Consider the following 20,079-nt stretch of genomic DNA (forward strand, 5'->3'; position numbering starts at 1 on the left):
TAATTATGAAAAAGATTATATTTTTATTACCACTTACTTTATCACTGAATGCCAAACTAAACACTGATTCTTTATTAAATTACACTTTTGACAATACCGATTCAAAATTAGGTAAAGAGCTTTTTATAAATACTTATAAATGTAATGTTTGTCATGGTGATTTAGGTGAAAAATCAAGTGGAACTTTTAGTGCTTTAACATCTTTCTCTGCATCAACACTAAAATCAATGTTAAAATCATATAAAAATGATAGAGATTTTGGAGGCAAGACAAGATTTGCTATGCAAAGATATGCAAAAAAACTTTCAAATAAAGATATGGATAATATTATCTCTTATATTAAAGGTGAAAACAATTTAGAATTACCAAATTCTAAAAATGCAGAGCCTAGTAAAAAAACTCAAGATAATTTATATTTAGAATAAATCTAAAATTTTAGATATTTTAATATTTTAAAATTCCTATCCCAAATTCTTTAAACATAAACCATTTTTCTAACCACACCACTAAAAATAAAACTATCTAAAAGAATTTAAAACAGGAATTTAATTTTTCATAATTATTTATATTATAAACTTCACATATAAATCCCTACCGACTATAAACCCCACTAAACCCTTATTTCCCAAGTATTTTCAACAATCAATTACCACTAGTCCATTTCAAATAAGTTAAAAACTTTTTCACTAATTTTCATTTTTTTCAATTTTTTTAAAAATTTTTTCTATGTTTAAGAATACTTTAAGTTTTGATGTATATAATTCAGGCTTTCGTTTGCATAACTTCAGGTTATCAAACTTGTTATTTTTAAATAGTTTTATTGTTAATTTTAAATATATCAATTATTTCAACGTCAATCTTTGATATCTAAACAAGTGATCAAGAGCCATTTAAAACTTTTAAATATTTATATTAAGTTTTAAATCATTCACTTCATTATTTTATTTATTTTTTAATTTTTTAAAATTAAAAAATAATCATTTAAATTATGGAGAGTTTGATCCTGGCTCAGAGTGAACGCTGGCGGCGTGCCTAACACATGCAAGTCGAACGATGAAGTCTAGCTTGCTAGACGGATTAGTGGCGCACGGGTGAGTAATGTATAGCTAACTTGCCCCTTACAAGAGGACAACAGTTGGAAACGACTGCTAATACTCTATACTCCGCTCTAACATAAGTTAGGGCGGGAAAGTTTTTCGGTAAGGGATAGGGCTATATTGTATCAGCTAGTTGGTAAGGTAATGGCTTACCAAGGCTATGACGCATATCTGGTCTTAGAGGATGATCAGACACACTGGAACTGAGACACGGTCCAGACTCCTACGGGAGGCAGCAGTGGGGAATATTGCTCAATGGGGGAAACCCTGAAGCAGCAACGCCGCGTGGAGGATGACACTTTTCGGAGCGTAAACTCCTTTTTTACAAGAAGAATACTGACTGTATTGTAAGAATAAGCACCGGCTAACTCCGTGCCAGCAGCCGCGGTAATACGGAGGGTGCAAGCGTTACTCGGAATCACTGGGCGTAAAGGGCGCGTAGGCGGAGTAGTAAGTTGGATGTGAAATCTAATGGCTTAACCATTAAACTGCATTCAAAACTGCTATTCTAGAGTAAGGGAGAGGCAGATGGAATTAGTAGTGTAGGGGTAAAATCCGTAGATATTACTAAGAATGCCAATTGCGAAAGCGATCTGCTAGAACTTAACTGACGCTAAGGCGCGAAAGCGTGGGGAGCAAACAGGATTAGATACCCTGGTAGTCCACGCCCTAAACGATGTATGCTAGTTATTAGAATGCTAGTCATTTTAGTAATGCACCTAACGGATTAAGCATACCGCCTGGGGAGTACGGTCGCAAGATTAAAACTCAAAGGAATAGACGGGGACCCGCACAAGCGGTGGAGCATGTGGTTTAATTCGAAGATACGCGAAGAACCTTACCTGGGCTTGATATCCTAAGAACCTTTTAGAGATAAGAGGGTGCTAGCTTGCTAGAACTTAGAGACAGGTGCTGCACGGCTGTCGTCAGCTCGTGTCGTGAGATGTTGGGTTAAGTCCCGCAACGAGCGCAACCCACGTATTTAGTTGCTAACAGTTCGGCTGAGCACTCTAAATAGACTGCCTTCGCAAGGAGGAGGAAGGTGTGGACGACGTCAAGTCATCATGGCCCTTATGCCCAGGGCTACACACGTGCTACAATGGCATATACAATGAGAAGCAATACCGCGAGGTGGAGCAAATCTATAAAATATGTCTTAGTTCGGATTGTTCTCTGCAACTCGAGAGCATGAAGCCGGAATCGCTAGTAATCGTAAATCAGCTATGTTACGGTGAATACGTTCCCGGGTCTTGTACTCACCGCCCGTCACACCATGGGAGTTGATTGTGCTTTAAGTCGGAATACTAAACTAGTTACCGCCCACAGCAAAATCAGCGACTGGGGTGAAGTCGTAACAAGGTAACCGTAGGAGAACCTGCGGTTGGATCACCTCCTTTCTAGAGTACACACTCTTTAACTCACACTAAAGAGTAGATAATAATTAACTAGCTCTTGAGAGCTTGTTTGGATATCAAAGGTTGAAATGAGTATTGATATGGGGAATTAGCTCAGCTGGGAGAGCGCCTGCCTTGCACGCAGGAGGTCAGCGGTTCGATCCCGCTATTCTCCACCATTTAAAACTTAAACAGAGCATTTAAGCAAATGTTCTTTCTAGGTTTTATTTAATTTAATTCTATTTTTATATATAGTTTTAACCTAGTGTTATTTTATTTATCAATGTTAAGAGTCACAAGCAAGTAATATAAAACAATTTCATAAGCTTGTTAAAGGTAATTAAGTCTTAATCTCTTTCTTAAATATTAAGAAAAAGTTTTTAAGCATCACAGCTTAGACGCTTTCCGTCTTGAAGGTTAAGAATGATTACATAAAAACTTTAGCAAGGAAGTAATGCGTTTTAGTAATACTAAAAACAATAACAATAATGCATGCAAATATATTTCAATTTTAATTGTAATAATATTTAACATTATTAATAAAGGTAAGCTAATAAGAGCGAATGGCGGATGCCTTGGCAGACAGAGGCGATGAAGGACGTACTAGACTGCGATAAGCTACGAGGAGCCGTCAAGGGGCATTAATTCGTAGATTTCCGAATGGGGCAACCCAATACATAGAGATATGTATTACCATATATGGAGCGAACGTTGGGAATTGAAACATCTTAGTACCAACAGGAAAAGAAATCAATAGAGATTACGCTAGTAGCGGCGAGCGAAAGCGTAAGAGGGCAAACCACTAGTTTACTAGTGGGGTTGTAGGACTGCAATAAAGACTAAGCAAAGATAGTAGAACAAGTTGGAAAGCTTGAGCGTAGAGGGTGATACTCCCGTACATAAAATCTTTACTTTACTTAGCAGTATCCTGAGTAGGGCGAGACACGTGAAATCTTGTCTGAAGCTGGGTCGACCACGATCCAACCCTAAATACTAATGTCTGACCGATAGTGTACAAGTACCGTGAGGGAAAGGTGAAAAGAACTGAGGTGATCAGAGTGAAATAGAACCTGAAACCATTTGCTTACAATCATTCAGAGCACTATGTAGCAATACAGTGTGATGGACTGCCTTTTGCATAATGAGCCTGCGAGTTGTGGTGTCTGGCAAGGTTAAGCTAACGTGAAGCCGTAGCGAAAGCGAGTCTTAATAGGGCGATAAGTCAGATGCTGCAGACCCGAAACGAAGTGATCTATCCATGAGCAGGTTGAAGCTAGTGTAAGAGCTAGTGGAGGACCCAACCGACGGCCATTGAAACGGCTCCGGATGACTTGTGGATAGGGGTGAAAGGCCAATCAAACTTCGTGATAGCTGGTTCTCTCCGAAATATATTTAGGTATAGCGTTGTGTAGTAGCTATAAGGGGTAGAGCACTGAATGGGCTAGGGCATACACCAATGTACCAAACCCTATCAAACTCCGAATACTTATAGTGTAATCACAGCAGTCAGGCGGCGAGTGATAAAATCCGTCGTCGAGAGGGGAACAACCCAGACTACCAGCTAAGGTCCCTAAATCTTATTTGAGTGGAAAACGATGTGAAGTTACTTTAACAACCAGGAGGTTGGCTTAGAAGCAGCCATCCTTTAAAGAAAGCGTAATAGCTCACTGGTCTAGTGATTTTGCGCGGAAAATATAACGGGGCTAAAATAAGTACCGAAGCTGTAGACTTAGTTTTTACTAAGTGGTAGGAGAGCGTTCTATAGGCGTTGAAGATGTACCGGTAAGGAGCGTTGGAGCGTATAGAAGTGAGCATGCAGGCATGAGTAGCGATAATTAATGTGAGAATCATTAACGCCGTAAACCCAAGGTTTCCTACGCGATGCTCGTCATCGTAGGGTTAGTCGGGTCCTAAGCAAAGTCCGAAAGGGGTATGCGATGGAAAATTGGTTAATATTCCAATACCAACATTATTGTGCGATGGAAGGACGCTTAGGGCTAAGCAAGCTAGCTGATGGAAGTGCTAGTCTAAGGTCGTAGGTTGTTATACAGGCAAATCCGTGTAACGTTAGACCGAGAACTGAAAGGCTTTCTGAAGTCTTCGGATGGAAGGAAGAATTGCTGATGCCGTCGAGCCAAGAAAAGTTTCTAAGTTTAGATAATGTTGCCCGTACCGTAAACCGACACAGGTGGGTGGGATGAGTATTCTAAGGCGCGTGGAAGAACTCTCTTTAAGGAACTCTGCAAAATAGCACCGTATCTTCGGTATAAGGTGTGGTTAGCCTTGTATTAGGATTTACTCCGAAAGCAAGGAAACTTACAACAAAGAGTCCCTCCCGACTGTTTACCAAAAACACAGCACTCTGCTAACACGTAAGTGGATGTATAGGGTGTGACGCCTGCCCGGTGCTCGAAGGTTAATTGATGGGGTCAGCAGCAATGCGAAGCTCTTGATCGAAGCCCGAGTAAACGGCGGCCGTAACTATAACGGTCCTAAGGTAGCGAAATTCCTTGTCGATTAAATATCGACCTGCATGAATGGCGTAACGAGATGGGAGCTGTCTCAAAGAGGGATCCAGTGAAATTGTAGTGGAGGTGAAAATTCCTCCTACCCGCGGCAAGACGGAAAGACCCCGTGGACCTTTACTACAGCTTGACACTGCTACTTGGATAAGAATGTGCAGGATAGGTGGGAGGCTTTGAGTTATAGACGCCAGTTTATAATGAGCCATCGTTGAGATACCACTCTTTCTTATTCGGGTAGCTAACTAGCGTGAGTTATCCTCACGTAGGACAATGTCTGGTGGGTAGTTTGACTGGGGCGGTCGCCTCCCAAAAAATAACGGAGGCTTACAAAGGTTGGTTCAAAACGGTTGGAAATCGTTTGTAGAGTATAAAGGCATAAACCAGCTTAACTGCAAGACAAACACGTCAAGCAGAGACGAAAGTCGGTCTTAGTGATCCGGTGGTTCTGTGTGGAAGGGCCATCGCTCAAAGGATAAAAGGTACCCCGGGGATAACAGGCTGATCTCCCCCAAGAGCTCACATCGACGGGGAGGTTTGGCACCTCGATGTCGGCTCATCGCATCCTGGGGCTGGAGCAGGTCCCAAGGGTATGGCTGTTCGCCATTTAAAGCGGTACGCGAGCTGGGTTCAGAACGTCGTGAGACAGTTCGGTCCCTATCTGCCGTGGGCGTAAGAAGATTGAAGAGATTTGACCCTAGTACGAGAGGACCGGGTTGAACGAACCACTGGTGTAGCTGTTGTTCTGCCAAGAGCATCGCAGCGTAGCTAAGTTCGGATGTGATAAGAGCTGAAAGCATCTAAGCTCGAAGCCAACTCTAAGATGAATCTTCTCTTAAGGTCGCAGCAAGACTAGCTGCTTGATAGGTTGGGTGTGTAAGTGGTGAAAGCCATTTAGCTGACCAATACTAATAGACCGTCCGCTTACTTTAAATAAGCATTACTTCCTTGCTAAGGTTTATTACTTTAGTAAGTTTAAGAGTTTAAATTACTTGCTTTTAACATTGTTATTTAAGTTTATTAAAAACTAATAGATTTAAATAACAATGTCCGTGATTATACAAATGTGGTAACGCCTTGTCCCATCCCGAACCAAGAAGCTAAGCACATTGTGGGCGATGATACTGCACCTTACTGGTATGGGGAAAGTAGCTCGTTGCGGACTTGTTAAAATCTTTTTTAACTCCTTTCTTTTTAATAATAATTAATTTTACATATTTATTTTTTTAAATCAATTTTATATTTATTTATTTTTTTAAAAACGGGATAGGGCTAGAAGGTGTTTTTATTGCATTTTTCTGGTTTTTATGGTTGTTGTTTTTATTGAATTCTTTTTTTAATTTAATTTTTTAATTTAGCTACTATCTTTTTAAAAGGTTGGTGGTGAGTGCTAAATTATGCTTTAAGAATTTATATGGATTAGTTTTTGATAGTAAATTATAGAGATTATAATTAGTAAAAAGTTATATAAGGGAAATAAAATGGCATTTAAAGATGAGAAAGCTAGAAAAAGGTTTTTTGCTATAAAAAAGGCAAAGGAAGAAAATCAAGTAGATAAAACTGATGAAAATGCATCACAAGAAGAGCAAAAAAGCTTGCAATTTATAGATGATGATATTTTAAAAGCATACGAAAAAGACCTTGAAGATGCGATTTTAAAGGTTGTAAATAAATATAAATTTAGCGAAAACTTAAGCGCTAAAATGCCAAATTATCACAAAATCACAAAAACCATAATCTACAAAGCAGAAAGTGAAAACGAGAAAAAAGGAAGATTGTATGAGCTAAAAATCAAAAAGCATTATGAAGAGCAAGGCTATAAAGTTTTCCCACATGGCTTTGTAAATGGCAAAAATGATGGTGGGATAGACTTGGTTTGTCATAAGGAAAACGAATGTGTATTAATCCAGTGCAAAAACCACAAAAGTCCAATAGGTCAAGATTTGCTAAGAAAATTTATAGGTGATTGCACTGTTTTTGTCAGCGAAAATGAAAAAATGCTTAAAAATAAAATTATTAAAAAAGTTTTTATAAGCTCAAGCACCACAAGAACAAGTGCTGAGCATTATTTAAACAATTATAAGGATTTAATTGAATACTTAAACATTGAAGAATGAGTCAATGGATATAAAATGAAAGAGATTTATAAAATAAAGTTTGCGTTAAATTATGCGATGATGATTTTAAGTGCTTTGTATCTTTTGTATTATCTTATAAATTTAGCTTTTAATCTCATTTTAGGCGGAGTTTATTTGAGCGTGTTTTTAGATATAAATTTGATTTCTCTAGCGTTGTTTTTATATTTTAAAATCAAAGCAAATAAATATCAAAAGCTATATCTAACGAAGGATTAAAATGGATAAAACTACTAAATTACCAATATTTGGGGTAGGACCTATTTATGTCATAACTTGTCTTTTGCTTACGATTTTTGGACTTCGTTTGGATTATTTTGGTTTTTTAGATTTTGCAAAATTGCCAAAGGCAAGAGCTTTTATGTCTATTTTGGGTAGTATTTTTATCGTTGGTGGTGTTATTTTATGGGTAAAGTCCGTTATATTTTCAAAGATTAGCGAGAAAATCAAATCAGGACTTTTAGTTACAGACGGAGTTTATAGCATAGTAAGAAACCCGATATATTCGGCTTTTTTGTTTATTTTCACTGGGGCTTTATTATTTACTTATAATTTTTGTTTATTAGTTTTACCTTTTATTTTCTGGGCTTTTCTTACCATTTTAATGAAAAACACAGAAGAAAAATGGTTACAAGAAAAATTCGGCGACAGTTACACGCAGTATTGCAAAAAAGTAAATAGAATAATCCCATGGTTTAAAAGATAAATTACGGATTTAAATTCTTCTAAAATACACGAAATAAATTCCACGATTTAATCCCTATATTTCACGCAACATAACACAAGTTTATGGCTTTAAAGTTTATAAAATTACATTCTAATTTTAATACTATTTTACATTATATTTTATCAAATAAAAGATAGGATAATATGTAAAATATCTCAAAATAAGGATAAAAATGAGAAGGTTTATAACGGATATTATTTTTATAATCTCATCAATTACTTTTATGATTTATTTGTTTATGGTGTATTTTGCTGACTTTGATACTTTGAATGATGATTTTTTATATGGTTTTGCTATGTGTTTAGGTGCTACGATTATCGCTCCTTGCTTATGTTTTTTACTTACAAAAGATAAGCCAAAAGCCTATGATGATTCTATATCAGAAGAAAGCCAAGCGGATATAAAAACCATTGTGGAAACATTTAGCCAAAACAAAACTAAGCATTCCATAGCATTGCTAGGCAAATGGGGTTGTGGCAAGACATATTTATGGGAGCATTTTATAAGACCAAAAATTGCCATAAAATACGAACTAATCACAGCCAATCTAGCAAAATCAATGGCTATTGTTTGTGGTTTGTTTTTGCTTGCGTGCTTAAATGATGATTTGATAAAGCTAATTAGAGCTTATTTTTGCGTTAGTTATTTTGACTTTTTTAAGCCTATATTTTTATTTCCGATACTTTTAGGACTTTTTATTTATATTAGGATTTTTAGTAGCTATAAAAACTCTATTATTTACATAAGTTTATACGGCAAAAATGATTTCAAATCAGCTATAGATGAGATTTATCAAAAATCACAAGATAGTAAAGACTATCTAATAAGACTTTTAAACGGACTAAGCTCCAAAATCACAGGAATTGAAAATCTATTTTATAAGCTTGATGAAGACGGCTTTGAAAATAAAATCATTTGCATTGATGATATAGAAAGACGCCCAAAAAGTATGGAGCTAGAAGATGTCTTTGGTTTGGTATCTCATCTAAAAGAGAGTAAAAAATGCCATGTTTTGGCGATTTTCGGCGAGGGGGTGTATTATGTTGGTGAAAAATCTAAATGGGGTGAGTTAGCTAGTAAATTTGACAATACACCAAAGCCAGAAAAGCCACAAAAAGACCCCAAAAATACAATTAATTATTTTGTAAATCACGACTTTTTTGAAAAAACTTTTGATATAAAAATTGATATGAGTAATAATTATTTTTTACTTCTTTACTTGGTGAGTAAAAGCAGTATAAAATTAAGTCTTAAAGGCAAAGAAGAGCTAATTAAATTTATATATGATTTAGAAGAGTATAAAACAGAAGGAACTTCAATACAAGCTAATATTAGGTGGTTTGAAAAAAATTTTCAACAATTTGAAGCAAAATTGAGAAAATTAAATTTATTAGAGCTTGATAAAGATTTTTTAGAATTTTACTATGCTGATTTTTTCAAGCAAGTTTATGATATATATGATTTTAATTATCCCGATGCTAGATATTTTGGTCATGTTTTTTGGTTAGACTGCGAACGCCAAATTACAAATAATTCTTTTGCAACTTTTGATAACTCTTATAGATATTTTATAGATTGCTATAAAACCTACGAACACTTAAACGCTATAAAAGAATTTTATGCCGCAAGTGTTGAGATAGATAATTTTTATGATATTTTGAATTATAAAATATTTAAATTTCAAATACTATTTTTGCTAAGATTAGCCTATGAAGATAAGTGTAATTATAAAGAAGATTTTAGAAAAATATATAAAAATATCCTAAACTATACAATCTCAGATTTATCACATTTAAAAAATGTTATCAAGCTACTAAAAAAATACGATTTTACAAAAGATATAAAGTGCAATGAAGAAATAAATTCAAAAATGAGTGAGCTTATGCATTATAGAAGTGATAAAGTTTATTTTCATCATATTAGTCTTTATAATTTATACAAACTTATACTAAATGATAATTCACAAGGCTTTGAAGCCATAAACAACTCTTATTTTAAAGTCTCGTTAGAATTGCTCTTAGCTTTATTATTAGACTTTGATACGCAAGATGATGAAAATCATACTGAGGTTATAAATAAACTTAAAGAGATTTTAGGGACAAATAGCATTGAATAATTTGATAGATTTACAGCTTGATACGATATACTTTATCTTTTTTATAATTATGATTTTGTGTATTTATTCAATGCAAAAGACATTTAGAAAAAATACGATTTAAAGGACACAAGATGAAACAAACAAACGAAATTCCGAATTTAAATTCTGATATTGAAACAATAGAAACCACCGAGCCGACCACAGCGACCGAGCAACAAAAAGCCGAAAAAGAACCGACCACCGAACAAAACCAAACCAACCAAAGCACCGAAGCCACCCCAACCCCCAAAACCACCACCGCCCAGATAAACGCCAAACTCTGGGACGCGTGCAACACCTTCCGTGGGCTAATGGACGGCAGTGATTACAAAGACTACATTCTCACCATGCTATTTATCAAATACCTAAGCGACACCTACACCGAAAAAATCACCGAGCTAAAAGCTGTGGCATCGACTCAGTCTATAAAGCCCTACTAAATCAACTAGATTTCAAGCTAGAAGAGCACTCAACATTCGCCTACCTACAAGAGCACAAAAACGCCACCAACCTAGGCGAGCTAATCAACACCGCCCTAAGCAGCCTAGAAACGCTAAACAAAGAAAAGCTAGAAGGCATATTCACCCACATAGATTTCAACAATCCTTCTAAGCTAGGCGACACTCAGCAAAGAAACACCACCCTAAAACAGCTCATAAACGACTTTTCAAGCCTTGATTTACGCCCAAGCCGCCTAGAAAACAAAGACATCATAGGCGACGCATACGAGTATCTAATCGCAAAATTCGCAAGCGATTCAGGCAAAAAGGGCGGCGAGTTTTACACCCCTAGCATGGTGAGCGTCCTACTTGCCGAGCTAGTCGGCATCAAAGACGGCGAAGAGATATACGACCCTACTTGTGGTTCAGGCTCACTTTTGCTAAAAGCAAGCCAAAAAGGCACAAACAACTTCATCTACGGACAAGAAAAAAACGCCCAAACCTACGCCCTATGCGTTATGAATATGTTCTTACACAATATCCCAAACCCTAAGATAAAGTGGGGCGACACACTCACAAACCCACTTCACCTAGATGCTAACGGCGATTTAAGACGCTTTAGCAAAATAGTCGCAAACCCACCTTTTAGCCTTGATAAATGGGGCTATGAAGAGCTAAAGGAAGATAGATTTTCAAGGTTTAACTACGGTATGCCACCTAAAAGCAAGGGCGATTATGCCTTTTTACTCCACATGATAAAGTCTTTAAAAAACGGCGGAACCTTAGGTGTAGTAATGCCCCACGGAGTGCTTTTCAGAGGCTCAAGCGAGGGCAAAATAAGGGCAAGTCTTATAAAACAAGGCTACCTAAAAGCCATCATCGGACTTCCAAGCAACCTTTTTTATGGCACGAGCATACCGGCTTGTATAATGATTTTTAGCAAGGAGCAAAACGAAAAAGTGATTTTCATAGATGCAAGTTCTTGCTATGAAAAAGGCAAAAACCAAAACACCCTAAAAGACATTGACAAAATCCTAAAAGCCTATCACGGAAACACCGACATAAACGGCTTTTGCAAGGTAGTAAGCCTTGATGAGATAGAGCAAAACGACTTCAACCTAAACATACCAAGATATGTAGCAGCAGAAGATGAAACCTTGCAAATTGACTATACCGAACTAAAAGAGCAAATAAACAGCCTAAACGCCAAGCTAGAACTCTCAAACGCCAAATTACAAGGATACCTAAAGGAGCTAGGATTATGAGTATTCCAAAAGGTTGGGAAGAAGTAAGGCTGGGGGATATTTGTGATAAACTCGGAGATGGCATTCATACTACCCCAAAATACGATGATAATGGGGAGTATTTTTTTATAAACGGCAATAATTTAGAAAATGGCAAAATAGTTTTCAAAGAAGATACAAAAAGAGCAAGTGAAGAAGAATTTATTAAACATAAAAGAGAGTTAAATGATAGAACAATTCTAGTTTCAATAAACGGCACTTTGGGAAATGTAGCAACTTATAATAATGAAAAATGTATATTAGGTAAAAGCGCTTGTTATTTTAATGTTTCACAAGGCGTAAGCAAAGAATTTATCAAACAAGTTGTAATGCACAGAGATTTTCAAAATTATATAAGACTTTCCGCTACAGGAACAACAATTCCAAATGTTTCGTTGGCTGTAATGAGAACTTATAAATTTAAACTCCCACCATTAAAAGAGCAAGAAAAAATCGCTGAGATTTTAAGTAGTTGCGATGAGCATATAAAAAATCTAAAGAATTTGAAATCGGAATTAGAAAAAGAAAAACTCCACCTAATGAACGAGCTACTAAGCGGCAAAACCCGTTTTAGTAGCTTCACCACCCCTTGGCAAGAAGTAACTCTCGCCGACACTTGCGACATACAAAAAGGGCAACAGCTAAACAAACTTAATTTGCAAGAAAATGGAAAATTCCCCGTAATAAATGGTGGAATAGAGCCATCGGGGTATTATGATGAGTTTAACACACAAGAAAATACGATAACCATTAGTGAAGGTGGGAATTCGTGTGGCTATGTTAATTTTTTAACCACTAAATTTTGGAGTGGGGGACATTGTTACACTTTGCAAAATGTAAAAATAGATAATAAATTTTTATATTTTTATTTGAAATATCAAGAAAAAGACATTATGAAATTAAGATTAGGCAGTGGGTTGCCAAATATTCAAAAAGGCTCAATTTCGGCAGTAATAATAAAATATCCAAGCCTAGAAGAGCAGAAGAAGATAGGGGAAGTCTTAAGTGCGTGTGATGAGCGTTTGGAGTGTCTAAACGAGCTAATAACAGCCCAAACCACCCTCAAATCCCACCTCCTCACCGAACTCTTAAGTGGAAATATAAGGGTAAACACCTAAGCTATCAAGCCCAAGGCAACCCTTAGCCCCAAACCCAAGATAACCCCCACAAAAAAACCTTTTCAGTGGGGGCTTATCCATTCTTTAGATTTTATAAATTTCGCTTGTTGGTAGAATTTATTTTATGTATTTTCACCCAAACAAACGAAATTCCTATTTTAAATTCCAAAATACACAAAAATAAATTTTATTAAATATTTATATTATTTATTAAAAATATTTTTTTAATAATTTTCTAGGAAATATGAGCTAGATTTTAAAAATATAAATGTAAAATCGTGGTATTTGTTTTTAAGTTTTTTATTTTAAAATGTATTATTAAAATATAGGAAGTTATAGGAGAAATAATGTCAGGTTCTTGTAAAACATATTCTACTAAGATTACTCTAAAAAGTCTAAAATCAACTAATGCAAAGTCAAATGCTATAATTGAAGCTGTTGCAAATTCTATTGATGCAAATAGTAAAAATATATATATTAATCTTCATAAAGAAACCGGTGACATTTTTGAAACATACTTTTTATGTATTAATGATGATGGGTGTGGTTTTCCTAGTGATGATAAGGAATTTGGCATTGCTCTGTCTGAATTTATGGTTTCAAATAAAACTAAAGCAAGGTATGGTAAAAAGGGCAAAGGTAGATACGCTTTTGCTCTTGCTACAGACTCACCATTTGAAGATGGGGCTGTTATTTATACAAAAAGAAATAATGGAATAACAAAAATTAGTTTTAAAACAGATGTGAATGGTAATATTGAATTTAATTGTAGTGAAAGTAGTGAAAGTTTTGAAGATAATATTGTTACAAGCGTTATTATAAAAGATTTAAATATTAAGCATTTTCATTTTGATAATATTAAAAGTGATGACATTAAAGAATATCTAACCGTTATTAAATCAGATATTATTACTTATTTCGCAGATATTATTGCTTCTGATAGTGTAAGTATATATGTAAATGATGAAAAACTAATTATAGATGACTATTTGATAAGTAAAGCAAGTGAAACGATTATGCTAGAAGAACAAGAATTTAATGTTGATTATTATATTTGGAACGAAGAGATTAAATTAATTGGTGATAGACAAAAACATATGCTATTTTTTGATGGTAGTGGTAGTTTGGTTGCAAAACGACCTTCGGGAGTTGAAAAGGTTGATTGTATAGATTATAAACAGTGTCATACAGCAATTATTAAAAGTCAATATCTTAGTGAAATACAAGATGAAATTTTTGATGAGCAGATTTTGATGTCAGATGATATATTAATAAAGCTTTGTAGACAAATAACTTTAAAATTAAAAGAATTACTTAGGCAAGAATATTTAAAGACCTATAATGTTTCAGTGAATGATTATATCGCAAGAATGGATGTTAAGGTTAAGTTAGATGATACAACAGATACAGTTTATAATGCTTTATTAAATCCATTTGTTGAAAAATTTTATGGTAAAAAAATTGGAGATAATTTAAAAACTATTGTTGCAAGACTAATTAAGGTTATGATAAATACAAGCTCAGATGAATATTTGGATAATCTTAAGTATATTTTAGATTTAAACGACGAGCAAATAAAAAAATTTGATTATGTTAATAAAAATGTAGGGATAATAAAACTTGTTAACAAATATGAAAAATATATTTTAAGGCTTGATTTTTTAAATCATTTTGAAAAAATTGTTTATGGAGAAGAAAGGCAATATATAAAAGAAAGGACAATGCTTCATAAAGTTGTTGAAAAGAATTTATGGATAATAAATGAAGAGTATGAAACTGTTTCTAAAGAAAATATCAATAGTGACGAATCAATAAAGCGTATTATAAAAACAAATAATTTTTTTTCTAGCGATAGTATTAAGTTAGATGAAATTGTTTCTAAAGAAAATATTAGTCTAGATAAAATACCTGATATTTTTATAACATTTAAAAAAGATAAAGAAATACACATTATTGAATTAAAACGACCTATTGTCAATATAAATCTTGGCATACTTAGAGAAGTTGAAGATAAATATACAAATGCATTCAATACGCTTTCTCAAGAATATGGCGAAGAAGTAACTATAAAGGCTATGGCAATTTCATCTGAACTTAAAGATATGACAAAGGATAAAATCATAAAAGACAAAGGGTATGTTATACAGCCAAACACTTGGAGAAATTTAATTAATGGTGCTAGAGATGTATTAGCTCAAAAATTAGAAAAATTAGACAAGCAAATTAAGCATAGTCAATGGAATGAAATAAAAGAGTTCTTAAGAGATTATGGAGCTAAGGTATAATTTTTTAGTTTTTAGTGGAAATTTGCCAAACAAACGAAATTCACTCTCGGAAAATTACAAACCATCAAAGAATTTAAAATCAGAATTTCGTTTGTTGGGGTGCTTGATTTACGCTGTAGAATTTAACAGCGTAAATTACTAATCTTAAACCTCAAAATACACAAGATAAATTCCTAAACAATAAAAACTTATACACCCCAAGATACAAGCCCAAAGCAAGGTTAAAAAACAAAAAATAAAAAAGTTTCGATTGTTTGTAACTCTATGCCAAGATTTATCAAAACAAAACCTACCCAAAGCCTAAAATACATAAAATAAATTCTTTAAACAAACGAAATTCCGAATTCAAATTCCAAATACGCAAATAAATTTCAAGCTGTAAATTTCGTTTGTTTGGTAATTTTATGCAGAAATTTATGGCTTTTAGCCAAACAATCGAAACTTATTTAAAAAGTATCAAAATCACAAAGAATTTAAAATCAGAATTTCGTTTGTTTGTAGCTTTGTAAGGTTATTTAAGGGTATTTATAAACAAACGAAATTCCGAATTCAAATTCCAAATACGAAAATAAATTCCAAGCTTTAAATCTCAAAATACGATATAAAATTCCACAAAAATACACAGATTAAATTCTAAAAAATACACGAAATAAATTCCCACTACGCAAGGGCTTTTGCATTTAGCCTAAATTAATGCAAGTTGTTTAAAATGTATTTAAAATTTCAAAGGCATAGCGATGGATTTTAGTATAGAAAGCAATGTAAAAGCGTATTTTATAGAGACTTTAAAGGATTTGGGCTGGCAGTATCTAAGCGAAAAAGAATGCAACGAGCTTAGGCAAAACGACTTTAACGAACCTTTGCTTTTAGCTAAGCTTAAGGAGTTTTTAAGGACAAATTATCAGCTAAATGATGATGAGCTCATCATAATGATAAACAAGCTAAAAGCCCCAATTACCAGCCTAATCACAGCCAACGAAACCATCACAAAGCTTATTTTACTTGGCGAAGGCTTAGAGCAAAAAGGCAAACCTTCAAGGCATATAAACTACATAGATTACGAAAATCCGTCTAAAAACTCATTCATAATCACAGAAGAATTTAGCCTTACAAACGCCAAAAACGAGCAAAAGAAAAGCACTAGGATTGATTTGGTGTTGTTTGTAAATGGTATCCCGCTTGTTAGCATTGAGCTTAAAAACTCGTGCGTTGGAGCAGCTGAAGCGATAAACCAACTCCTAAACCACCAGCACCCAGATAGGATTGAGAACTTTTATAAGTTCATTCAGCTTTGCGTTGCAAGTTGTGGCACTATCACTAAATACGGCACAACGCTAACGCCTAGCAAATTTTACAATGTCTTTAAGGATAAAAGCAACGATGATAGCGTAAAAGTGCTTTGTAACAATATCTTAAAGCCTAGAAATTTGCTTGAGTTTATAAGTGATTTTATATTTTTTAGCAAGTCTAAAGACAAAACTAACAAAATCGCAAGCCGTTATCAACAATACTTTGGCATAAAAGAAGTGATAAAAGCTATCAAAGATAAGCACGGCGGTCTAGTATGGCACACTCAAGGCAGTGGCAAAAGCTACACAATGCTAATGCTAGTAAATATCCTAGCTAGACTAAACAGCACAGCCCAAAAAATCATCATCACAGATAGAATAGAACTAGATGAGCAAATCTCAGCGACCATAAACGGCACGGCAAATCTTGACACCTTGCACCACGCCAAAAACACAAGCCATTTAAACGAGCTTTTAAACGATGATGGAGTGGGGCTTATCACGACTACGATTTTTAAATTTAGCGATTTAAAAGATATAAAAAATAGAACAAGATTTATCCTAATAGATGAAGCCCACAGAAGCCAAAACGGCGAACTTCATATGCAAATGCTTGATAACTTAGGCGAAAATGCCTACATCATAGCATTTACAGGAACGCCGCTTTTATCTAAAGAAAAATCAAGCATAGCAAAATACGGCGGACTTTTGCATACTTATAATATCGGCGAAGCAGTAGAAGATGGTGCTATCGTGCCACTTTTGTATGAAAACAAAATGATAGAGCTTGGTCTTAGCAATAAAGAAGAGCTAGAAAAAAGATTTGATGAGCTTACGCTTGGGCTTAGTAACGAGCAAAAAGAGCAAATCAAGCAAAAATGGGCGAAGATTAAAAAAGCTTCATACTTCAATTTCAAGGCTTGAATACATCGCACTTGATATAAACGAAGACTTTAAACAAAGCCTTAAAAATACGCCGTTTAACGCAATGCTTGCAACTAATTCTAAGTTTGAGGCGATGAAATATTATAAAGTTTTTAAAGAACTTGGGGATTTGGAAGTTAGGGTCGTGATATCCACAAATGCAGCAGATGAAAACGAAGGCGAGCAAGAAAAATGGGTAAGCGATGAGTATGCAAAGCTAAATCACGCAGAGTATGAAGAGCAGTGCAAGAGTGATTTTAAGGATAGGAAAGTGGATTTGCTAATCGTGGTAGATAAGCTACTTACGGGCTTTGACGCTCCTTGTGCTAAAAAACTTTATATAGATAAAAACCTAAAAGAACACAACCTACTTCAAGCCATAGCAAGGGTAAATAGGCTAAAAGAGGGCAAAGATGAAGGGATAATCGTGGATTATAGAGGGCTTCTTAGTGAGCTTGATACCACGCTTAGTAGATACGACGCGCTTAGTGGATATGATGAGAGTGGTTTGGTGGGGGCAGTTTTTAAAATAGACGGCTCTTTAGATGATATGTGGGAGAGCCTAGCTGTGCTTGATGAGATGTTTGCAGGGCTTGATGATGAAGTAGAAAAGCTAAAGGTTTTAAAAGATTTATCGTTTAGGGATAGGTTTTGCAAGGTTTTAGCAAGGTTTAGCAACCTTGTGGGCGTGGTGCTAAATACTCGTAAGCTAAGGGTAAGTTTAAGCGAGAATGAAAGGGAGAAAATCAAGGCAAGTCTTAAAAAATACTTAAGCTTAAGAAGTTCGGCACAGGTATTTTATGCTGAGGATTTTAGCCTAAAAGAATACGAGCAAAGTATGCAAAAGCTACTAGATGAGCATTTAAAAGTAGGGCAAATTTATACGCTAAATGAACCGCTTGATATACTAAGCGATGATTTTTCAAGGGTTGCGGGTGATTTTAGCGATGAGGTGAAGGCTCATGGAAAGCTAAACGCACTAGAAAAAGAAGTGAAAAAATGTGAAGTGTTTAACCCTGATATGTTTGAAAGGTTTAGTGCAAGGATAGAAGAGATTTTGGAAGATTATAGGGCAAAAAGGCTTAGCGAGAGCGAGTTTTATAAGCTTAGTTGTGATTTGGCTAGGGATTTTAAAAAGGATTTGACAGATGACCCACTTGAGCGTAATCTTGCTAGGGATTTTGACAAGGATGATGTTGGGCAAATCATTGCCTTGCTTGATAGTGAGTTTGGCAAGTTTTCTAATGTGCCTGAATTTGATGAAAGTATCAAAAACAAAATCGCAACCGAACTCATAGTAAAAATGCTACCATTTTTAACAAAAATTAACAAAGTAAATGACATAGAAAACTACATAAACTCCCTAATCAAAATCTACTTAGGAAAATATGGTAGATAGTTTGTATCTTTAGCTGGGGGTTTTTGAGATATAAATTTCGTTTGTTTGTAGCAAATACGAACAAACGAAATTCCGATTTTAAATTCTTAATTTTTTGAGTTATTTTATAAGCAAACCTACAAGAACATAAAATAAAATACTTTCACGCAAGCTTTAAAAACAAAAATGAGTTTGCATAAACTATAATTTTATAATAGAGGCCATTCGTTAATTAATTTTTAGCAAGATCTTTGTTATTAATTTTTTATTAATAAATATTATTTAACTAAGGAGAAAACATGAAAGAAAATCGAGATAGTAGCTTCTTATCGAATGCCCAAAAAGCAATTAGTATGATTGGGCAAGTGGTTCAAAATTTGGTTATAGTGCTAGTATTTTTATGGTTCATTAGTTCAGTTATTTTATATTGCAAACATTATGTCTTTGGGATTGAAGATTTTCCTGATTTCAGTATGGAAGAATTATTGGCATTAGGTTTTCATGTTGGTGCATGGTTGATGCTATTACTCTTTGTACCTCTTGGATGTTATTTGTTTGCAGTTACTTATTCGAAAATTACCAAACAAGATTGTGATAAAATAACTGATAATAAAACCTCTAAATGTGAATATTGGGCAATGATAAAATCTAATTTTATCATTGTATTTAATTCAATACCTTATATAGCTACATTTATTACTGCAATTATATGCATATTGTTATCAGCATATCTAGCTTATGAGTTTAAGGATAAGCAAGTTTGTTATACACTAATATTTTGTTTAATTTATAGTGTATTATTTATATTTGCTCGTAGTGGTAAGTTTAAAATATCAATTGCAATTTTAATAATTATTGCTTATTTTATATTTACATATATAAATATTATGGGTAGAGCAGGGATTGGCAATTATTATGCTAACATTATTATTGAAACAGCTACACTTGATAGAGTTTATTTAAATCAAAAGGGTATAGAATTCCAAGATGACAATATATGCGAAGAAGGTAAAAAAGATAAAAATACTCAAGAAGAAAAGCAACCAATATCAGAAAATACTTCAAAAGAAAACACTACAAAAGAGATTAAAGATGTATATTGTGTAGATAAAAATATTATAAGATTTGATAACGCAAAAGTTTTATCAAGTATAGGTAAAAAAACATTTTTAGAATATAAAGTTAATGATAAAGCTATAAAATTAAATTTTGATAGTTCAAAAGTAAGGTTTGTAAAGAAACAAAATACCCCAATAGAGAATTAAATAATACCCCTTCCTTCCAAGCCTAGCGGAAGCTAGGCAAATATAAGGCTTTTTTGCTACACTAAGAAAAACCACTTAAGGATAA

General features: G+C 34.3%; 12 protein-coding genes, 1 tRNA gene and 3 rRNA genes. All 16 read left to right on the forward strand.

Annotation, left to right across the window (positions count from 1 at the left end; genetic code table 11):
• Positions 1-5 precede the first annotated feature (5 nt).
• The 16 genes from AVANS_RS00330 (at position 6) to AVANS_RS00400 (ending at position 19,994) form a co-directional block, all read left to right on the forward strand.
• A complete protein-coding gene (locus AVANS_RS00330; protein ID WP_239817692.1) occupies positions 6-425 on the forward strand; it encodes a c-type cytochrome in 420 nt (139 codons plus the stop codon).
• A 560-nt stretch (positions 426-985) separates the two neighbouring features.
• A 16S ribosomal RNA gene (locus AVANS_RS00335) occupies positions 986-2,494 on the forward strand.
• 100 nt (positions 2,495-2,594) lie between these two features.
• A tRNA-Ala gene (locus AVANS_RS00340) sits at positions 2,595-2,670 on the forward strand.
• A gap of 364 nt (positions 2,671-3,034) precedes the next feature.
• Positions 3,035-5,945 (forward strand): 23S ribosomal RNA (locus AVANS_RS00345).
• A 116-nt stretch (positions 5,946-6,061) separates the two neighbouring features.
• Positions 6,062-6,178, forward strand: a 5S ribosomal RNA gene (rrf, locus tag AVANS_RS00350).
• Together the 16S, 23S and 5S rRNA genes with 1 tRNA gene alongside form the textbook arrangement of a ribosomal RNA operon.
• Before the next feature lie 316 nt (positions 6,179-6,494).
• Positions 6,495-7,130 (forward strand): restriction endonuclease, encoded by a 636-nt coding sequence (locus tag AVANS_RS00355; RefSeq protein WP_239817693.1) that lies wholly within the window; start codon positions 6,495-6,497, stop codon positions 7,128-7,130.
• Positions 7,131-7,145: 15 nt separating this feature from the next.
• Complete coding sequence (locus AVANS_RS00360) at positions 7,146-7,367, forward strand: hypothetical protein (protein WP_239817694.1); 222 nt, start codon at positions 7,146-7,148, stop codon at positions 7,365-7,367.
• Position 7,368: 1 nt separating this feature from the next.
• Positions 7,369-7,854 (forward strand): isoprenylcysteine carboxylmethyltransferase family protein, encoded by a 486-nt coding sequence (locus tag AVANS_RS00365; RefSeq protein ID WP_239817695.1) that lies wholly within the window; start codon positions 7,369-7,371, stop codon positions 7,852-7,854.
• A 193-nt stretch (positions 7,855-8,047) separates the two neighbouring features.
• The gene (locus AVANS_RS00370; RefSeq protein ID WP_239817696.1) at positions 8,048-9,991 is read left to right on the forward strand and encodes a hypothetical protein; all 1,944 of its coding nucleotides are present in this window, start codon (positions 8,048-8,050) and stop codon (positions 9,989-9,991) included.
• Between the two features lie 113 nt (positions 9,992-10,104).
• Entirely contained in the window at positions 10,105-10,452 is a 348-nt protein-coding gene (locus AVANS_RS09535; RefSeq protein WP_275583447.1) for a type I restriction-modification system subunit M N-terminal domain-containing protein, read from the forward strand.
• A complete protein-coding gene (locus AVANS_RS00375) occupies positions 10,425-11,717 on the forward strand; it encodes a type I restriction-modification system subunit M (protein WP_275583458.1) in 1,293 nt (430 codons plus the stop codon). Before AVANS_RS09535 ends, AVANS_RS00375 begins: the two co-directional genes overlap by 28 nt.
• Positions 11,714-12,853, forward strand: a complete 1,140-nt coding sequence (locus tag AVANS_RS00380) for a restriction endonuclease subunit S (protein WP_239817697.1) — start codon at positions 11,714-11,716, stop codon at positions 12,851-12,853. Before AVANS_RS00375 ends, AVANS_RS00380 begins: the two co-directional genes overlap by 4 nt.
• A 347-nt stretch (positions 12,854-13,200) precedes the next feature.
• Positions 13,201-15,138: an ATP-binding protein gene (locus AVANS_RS00385; protein WP_239817698.1), complete on the forward strand. Its 1,938-nt coding sequence runs from the start codon at positions 13,201-13,203 to the stop codon at positions 15,136-15,138.
• A 737-nt stretch (positions 15,139-15,875) separates the two neighbouring features.
• Positions 15,876-17,351, forward strand: coding sequence for an HsdR family type I site-specific deoxyribonuclease (locus AVANS_RS00390; protein ID WP_239817699.1), 1,476 nt, complete (start codon positions 15,876-15,878; stop codon positions 17,349-17,351).
• Positions 17,254-18,750, forward strand: coding sequence for a hypothetical protein (locus tag AVANS_RS00395; RefSeq protein ID WP_239817700.1), 1,497 nt, complete (start codon positions 17,254-17,256; stop codon positions 18,748-18,750). The genes AVANS_RS00390 and AVANS_RS00395 overlap by 98 nt, the downstream gene beginning before the upstream one ends.
• A gap of 332 nt (positions 18,751-19,082) precedes the next feature.
• The gene (locus AVANS_RS00400; protein WP_239817701.1) at positions 19,083-19,994 is read left to right on the forward strand and encodes a hypothetical protein; all 912 of its coding nucleotides are present in this window, start codon (positions 19,083-19,085) and stop codon (positions 19,992-19,994) included.
• Positions 19,995-20,079 lie beyond the last annotated feature (85 nt).

It is taken from the genome of Campylobacter sp. RM5004 (assembly GCF_022369455.1).
In the GTDB taxonomy this organism is placed as follows: Bacteria; Campylobacterota; Campylobacteria; order Campylobacterales; family Campylobacteraceae; genus Campylobacter_E.

Bases quoted from the DNA above. Each gene is read 5' to 3' on its own strand.
- AVANS_RS00355 (WP_239817693.1), top strand. From the start codon at position 6,495: ATGGCATTTAAAGATGAGAAAGCTAGAAAAAGGTTTTTTGCTATAAAA.
- AVANS_RS00390 (WP_239817699.1), top strand. From the start codon at position 15,876: ATGGATTTTAGTATAGAAAGCAATGTAAAAGCGTATTTTATAGAGACT.
- AVANS_RS00380 (WP_239817697.1), top strand. From the start codon at position 11,714: ATGAGTATTCCAAAAGGTTGGGAAGAAGTAAGGCTGGGGGATATTTGT.
- AVANS_RS00365 (WP_239817695.1), top strand. From the start codon at position 7,369: ATGGATAAAACTACTAAATTACCAATATTTGGGGTAGGACCTATTTAT.
- AVANS_RS00370 (WP_239817696.1), top strand. From the start codon at position 8,048: ATGAGAAGGTTTATAACGGATATTATTTTTATAATCTCATCAATTACT.
- AVANS_RS09535 (WP_275583447.1), top strand. From the start codon at position 10,105: ATGAAACAAACAAACGAAATTCCGAATTTAAATTCTGATATTGAAACA.
- AVANS_RS00360 (WP_239817694.1), top strand. From the start codon at position 7,146: ATGAAAGAGATTTATAAAATAAAGTTTGCGTTAAATTATGCGATGATG.
- AVANS_RS00400 (WP_239817701.1), top strand. From the start codon at position 19,083: ATGATTGGGCAAGTGGTTCAAAATTTGGTTATAGTGCTAGTATTTTTA.
- AVANS_RS00330 (WP_239817692.1), top strand. From the start codon at position 6: ATGAAAAAGATTATATTTTTATTACCACTTACTTTATCACTGAATGCC.
- AVANS_RS00395 (WP_239817700.1), top strand. From the start codon at position 17,254: ATGAGCTTACGCTTGGGCTTAGTAACGAGCAAAAAGAGCAAATCAAGC.
- AVANS_RS00385 (WP_239817698.1), top strand. From the start codon at position 13,201: ATGTCAGGTTCTTGTAAAACATATTCTACTAAGATTACTCTAAAAAGT.